General features: G+C 68.8%; 4 protein-coding genes. 2 read left to right on the top strand and 2 right to left on the bottom strand.

Translation table 11 applies throughout. The features are described 5' to 3' along the window. Positions 1-299: 299 nt before the first annotated feature. The gene (locus HMPREF3121_RS12530; RefSeq protein ID WP_168161347.1) at positions 300-449 is read left to right on the top strand and encodes a hypothetical protein; all 150 of its coding nucleotides are present in this window, start codon (positions 300-302) and stop codon (positions 447-449) included. A gap of 302 nt (positions 450-751) precedes the next feature. On the opposite strand, the gene HMPREF3121_RS01780 is transcribed toward HMPREF3121_RS12530, so the two are convergent. Next, positions 752-2,473, bottom strand: a complete 1,722-nt coding sequence (locus HMPREF3121_RS01780; RefSeq protein WP_070519397.1) for an ABC transporter ATP-binding protein — start codon at positions 2,471-2,473, stop codon at positions 752-754. Continuing rightward, on the bottom strand, positions 2,473-5,178 hold the full coding sequence (locus tag HMPREF3121_RS01775; RefSeq protein ID WP_070519396.1) for an ABC transporter ATP-binding protein/permease: 2,706 nt from the start codon (positions 5,176-5,178) through the stop codon (positions 2,473-2,475). Before HMPREF3121_RS01775 ends, HMPREF3121_RS01780 begins: the two co-directional genes overlap by 1 nt. 167 nt (positions 5,179-5,345) lie before the next feature. Between HMPREF3121_RS01775 and HMPREF3121_RS01770 the strand changes: the two genes are divergently transcribed. Then, on the top strand, positions 5,346-5,541 hold a 196-nt coding region (locus tag HMPREF3121_RS01770; RefSeq protein WP_141742922.1), incomplete at its 3' end, for a MerR family transcriptional regulator.

The following is a 5,541-nucleotide window of genomic DNA, read 5'->3' as shown; positions in this document are numbered from 1 at the left end:
CGCCGGAAAGGTACACGTTGAAGCTCATGGCCGATTACTCCTTCACTGAAACTTGGATGTGCCCCCGCACCTCCCCCGTTCATCGGCGCACCATACCCGAGTGGCCCTCATTGATCGCGTTCAGCGGCGGTTGCGCAGTCGGGACGTGAGAGCGCCGAGGAGACTCGCGCCGTGGCCCGAGGAGTATCTGGTCCTCTCCGAGGCTGCCGACCGTTTCGCCGAGTTCGGGATCTTCGTCCGACGGCGATTCCGAAGACCTGCGCCTGGCCCCGGATCTGGCGGGCTTCGTTTTCGCCGAGATGATCGAGTCGGCCGCCGAGTTCGACGACGTCGACGAAGTCGTCGACCCGGCGCTCCGGTACCCGGCGCGCAACGAGCCCATCCAGCTTTGGGATCGAAGCAACTGGCATCAGGGCCGATCGCGGCTTCGCCGTTTGCCGCGCAACTGAGGGCGGAGGTGTTTCTCGGCGCGGCGAACCCGAATCCGATCAACTTGTCGACGTACGAGCCGATCATGTTGCCCGCGTACGCCCGCCGGTTCCCGCGCACGATGCCCAAGTACGCCGAAGCTGACGGTGGCAATCGTCGACGCGCACAGGCCATGCGGGGGCGTGCCATCCCCGACGCTTTACGACGTCCCGTCGCCACGCAAACGGCCGACACCCGGGTCGGCCACCGGCCCCGGGGCCCGGCCCACCACCCGCCGGCTCATGCCGGCGCCCTGGACCGCCACCGGCGGGGCCCGGGACCGCTATCCGCTGACGCTCTGCGCCTCGCCGATCCCCCACGTCGCCGCTTCCCGCCACTGCTCCGCGATGCGGGCGAAGGGCCCATCGGCCTTCTCCAACTCATCGATGGGGCCAGCTTCCACCACCCGCCCCGATTCCATGACGATGACGCGATCGGCGATCTCCACCATCGCGGGGCGGTGGGCGACGACCACGGTCGTGTACGAGCCGCGCAGCCCAGACAGGGCATCGGTCACCGTCCGCTCATTGCGCCCGTCCAGGGCCGAGGTGCCTTCGTCGACAAGCAGGATCGATGCCGGCTTGGCGAGGGCGCGGGCCAGGCCCAGCCGCTGCCGCTCGCCCCCGGACAGCCGATTGCCCAGCTCGCCGACGGGAGTGTCCCAGCCATCGGGCAAGCGCTCGATCGCCTCGGCCAGGCCGCAATTGACGGCGATCGCATCCAATTCCGGCTGCGTCAGATCCGGGTTCACGGCGAGCAGGTTGTCGCGAATCGACCCCGTGTGCAGGACGGTGCGCTGGAACACCATCGCGGCGCGGCCGCGCAGGTCACCGGGGGAAGCCGGTTTCCCGTCAACGTCGACCGTGCCCACGCCGGGAACCGTCAGCCCGGCCAGCAGCGACACCAGCGTCGACTTGCCGCTGCCGGACGGGCCGACGACGGCCGTGATCGTGCCCGGCGCGAAGTCCACGTCGATGCCGTCGAGCCCCGTCGTGCCGTCGGGGAACGTGACATCGACGCCCCGGACCTCCACCGTGGCGGGGCCCTCGCCCGGGCCGCCGGCGCGGACCCGCTCGACTTCCATCAGCTCGCGCACTTCGGACAGGGAGCGCCGCAGCTCGACGACGGCCCCCACCGATCCCGCCTGAACGTTGGCCTGCTCGACGACCCGGAGCAACACCACAATCGACGCGGCAGCCGCGGCTCCGGTCAACGCCGAACGGTCGTAGGACCACCACACCGTGAACCCAAACGCCAACAGCACCAGCTGAACCACGACCGTGAACACCTGCTGCCCGGGGATCTGCCAAAGCAGGACCCTGCGGGTCTTCCGCCGCGCCTCGGCGATGGCCCGGTCAACCAATCGGGTGCTCGCGTCCACCCGGCGCGCGGTGCGCAAGGTCGGCTGCACGAGCGCGAACTCGAAAAGCCTGTCATCGAGACCGGCATTGGCCGCCGCAAACTCCGCCGTGGACCTGTCCTCCAGCTTCGCCGACGCCCACAGCGACCCCAGGCAAGCGATGCCGCCGAGGAACGTCACCGCGCCAAGCGCGGGAGAGACGAGCAGCAGCCCGATGCCCAACCCGAAGATGAACACAATCGAGGTGATCACGGGCCCGATCAGCAGGATCACCGCCGAGGTGACCGTGCTGGCCTTGGTGACCAAATCGCGGATGGCACCTTCCTTTTCGGAAGTCAGCCGAGCATCCGGCCACGAAAGCACGGCACCCGGGGCGTTGCCGTGGATCTCGCGCATGACGGCGATGCCCAGATCGAGCCCCCTGTGGGCGGCGAAGATGTCGACACCCCAACTGCAGGCCACGAACAGCAGCAACAGCGCCAGCCACGGCAACGCCGCCCCGGGGTCCGCCGAGAACAGCGCGCCCAACAGCGGGTAGAGGGTAACGACGGCCGCCACCTGGAGCAGTGCCGACACGGCAACCGCGCCGAAGAAGGACCACAGGGGACGACCTCCCCCGACGACGAAGTGCAGATCCCGCAACATCAGTTCTCCTCCGATTCAACGGCGACGGACACGGGTGCGCCGCAATGCGCATCCCACATCCGCCGATAAGCCCCACCCGCCGCGACGAGCCGGGAATGCGTGCCCTCTTCCACCACTTTCCCCTCGTCCAGGACGAGGATCCGCGAGGCATTCTTGATCGTGTGCAGCCGGTGCGCGATCATCAGCACCGTCTTGCCCGCCAGCAGGCGTTCGAGCCCACGGTGGATCGCGGCCTCGGAGTCCGGGTCGGCCGCGGCAGTGGCCTCGTCCAACACGACGATCGGGGTGTTCGCCAGCAGCGCGCGGGCGATGGCCACCCTCTGGCGTTCGCCGCCGGAAAGACGGTTCGGTTCGACCACGGTGTCGTAGCTGTCGGGAAGCGCTTCGATGACCCGGTGCACGTCCGCGGCCTCCGCAGCCTCGCGGATCTGGGCGTCGGTCGCCTCGGGACGGTTCAGCGCGATGTTGTCGCGGATGCTCGCATGCACCAGCTGGGCATCCTGCAACAGCACCGACACCGAGGAATACAGCTGCTCCTGGGTGAGATCGCGCACGTCGACCCCGTCGATGCTCACGGAACCGCCGGTGACGTCCCACAGCCGGGCCAGCAACGCCGCCACCGTCGACTTGCCCGCCCCCGAGGGGCCCACCAGCGCGGTGACGCTGCCGGGCTCCAGCGTGAGGGAAAGATCGTCGATGACCTTCCGGCCGCCGCCGTAGGTGAAATCGACGTGGTCGAAACGCACGTGGCCCGGGGGCGCGGGACGATCCACCGGGGGCGCGAGCTCCGGCGTCGCCAGCAAAAGCTCGACGCTGGCTTTGGCGTCAAGTCCGCCCGACAAACTGGCCACGCCCAACCCGAGGTTCAGCAGCCGGCCGCCGAAGGACGTGCCCAGGATGAGGAAGGGGATCAGATCCGTCGCCGGCATCCAGCCCGCCACGACCATCGCGAATCCCGCCACTAGAAGCACGCCCAGCACCGTGGTGGGGCGGTTCGTCATCACCGCGATGATCTTGCGGGGGCCGGTGTCGCGCTGCCAATCGGCCATGAAATCACCGGATTCCCGCAGCGTGCCCTCGAGGTCGACGACCGCTTTCGGCCCGAAGACCGCGGAGGTCCCGCGCGAGCCGATGAAGGCCTGGGTCTGGCCCGCCGCCAGCACCTCGTACCGCTGGTTCTGCAGCACCTTGTCCTTGTCGCGGCGCTGGATTCCCTTGATGACGTAGATGTAGGCGACGATCGGCAGCAGCAGTACCAGGCCCAATCGCCATTGGACGGCGAACAGGTAGATCAGGCTGCCCAGCGCCGCGACGACGGCGCCGACGATGTCGGGCACCGCGTGGGTGACCAGGTAATGCAGTGCCCTGACGTCATCGCCGGCAATCTTTTTGACGTCGGCCGCCCGGCCGCGCATGAACCAGCCCAACGGCAGCCGGGAGAATTTCGCCAAGAGGCGATGCCGCAGCGCCGTGGCGAAGTTGGCGTCCAGGAAGTGAAGCCACAGCACCAGCAGCGTCGTCCCCGCCGCCGAGACGGCCATCGCGACCACCGCCCAGATCGCCGGTTTGGCGAAAGCCTCCGCAGGTGCCCCTTCGACGAACAGCCGGGCCAGTTCCGCGAACAGGATGAAGGGGATCAGCTGCAGCAGGGACAGCGCTCCCTCGACGATGCCTGCGGCGATGAGCGGACGCTTGAGCGGCCGGAGCACACCCCCCTTGCCGGCGTCGGCGCCGGGGGTTTGCCGGGGTTCGGGAGCGTCGGTGGAGCCGACGGCGCCGGCACTTGCGGACGTGGAGGCGCTGGACGAAGCGCCGGTGGTGCCGGCGGTGGCCGAGGCGCCGGAGGCAGCGGAGGCAGCCGCCATGACGTTGACATCGGAGGCGGCGTCCGCGTCGGCGGCGGCAGGCGCAGCCGACGCGCCCTTCGCCTCGGTTGCCTCCGGACCCGCCGAATCGATGGTCTGCGTCTTGCCCATCTGGCGTCCGCGGACCCAGTAGGCATGCGCGTGCAAGGTCGCTCGGTTGAGTCCGAATTTCTTCTGCAGCAGTGTCTTCGCGTGCCGGGTCGACGCGGTTTCCGCGGTCACCCAGGCGTACCAGCCGGCCCAGTCCCCGTCGCTGATCGCCTGGACCAGCGCCTGCCCGTCGGGAAGCTCGTCGACCCAGGACGCGGTGATGTTCGGGCCCTCGGGCAGGGCGATGTGGTCGTCGTCGGGGCTGTGCCGCTCCAGGTAGACGACCACGGGGCTGTCCTCGGGGATGGCGGCGACCAGGGCGCGGATCGCCGGATAGCCGGCGAGGTCCCCGAGCAGCAGGTACCCCGCCGGGGGCGGCTCGGGCAGGGCGAAGGGTTGCTCGCCGTAGCGCATGGCGACGATCCGGTCGCCTTCCTCGCAGTTCACCGCCCAGTGCGAGGCGGGCCCGGCGGGCTCGTGTATGACGAAATCGATGGAGAACTCGCCGGTCGCCGGATCGGGATCGACGAGCGTGTAGCCGCGCTGGAACTCCTTCGGGCCGCCGTCGGGGTCGGGGAACCAGAGGCGCAGCCAGTTCGCCGGCGCTTCCCCCTTCGGATCGAGCAGCCCTTCCGAGCGGCACGTGACCCGGATGAAGTGCGGCGCGAGCCGGCGTTTCCCGATCACGGTCACCGCATGTTCCTTGGCGCCCAGGCCACGGAGTACGACGGCCTCAAACCCCTTCGCCATCGACCACTCACCTTTCGAGGATGGGTCCCGTCGCAAAGCGCACGGGACCGACGCAGACATTTGAAGGGCAGCCTAGCCTAACTATGTGACAGGTTCCATGGCGTCCGACCATCGGCAAGGTAGCGCCACTGCCCAATGCGGCCATCCCCGATCGAAAGGGCGGCACGATGAAGCTCGGCGAGCTCGCGGCGGCCACGGACACGTCGACCGCGACCATCAAGTACTACATCCGCGAGGGCCTGCTTCCGCCCGGGGCGAAGAAGAACCAGACCACGTCCGTCTACGGTCCCGCGCACCGCGAGCGCCTCGAATTGATTTCCGCTTTACGGGTTCTTCACGATTTAGAGTGCGTTGATCCGGGTG

The sequence above is a fragment of the Corynebacterium sp. HMSC11E11 genome (genome assembly GCF_001807025.1).
Lineage (GTDB): Bacteria > Actinomycetota > Actinomycetes > Mycobacteriales > Mycobacteriaceae > Corynebacterium > Corynebacterium freneyi.
The sequence above is the reverse complement of the archived record's forward strand: the minus strand, read 5'-3'. Positions and strand labels throughout refer to the sequence as shown.

What these genes read in the sequence shown, in the direction of transcription:
- HMPREF3121_RS12530 (WP_168161347.1), top strand. Translation starts at nt 300, where the DNA reads ATGATCGAGTCGGCCGCCGAGTTCGACGACGTCGACGAAGTCGTCGAC.
- HMPREF3121_RS01780 (WP_070519397.1), bottom strand. Translation starts at nt 2,473, where the DNA reads ATGTTGCGGGATCTGCACTTCGTCGTCGGGGGAGGTCGTCCCCTGTGG.
- HMPREF3121_RS01775 (WP_070519396.1), bottom strand. Translation starts at nt 5,178, where the DNA reads ATGGCGAAGGGGTTTGAGGCCGTCGTACTCCGTGGCCTGGGCGCCAAG.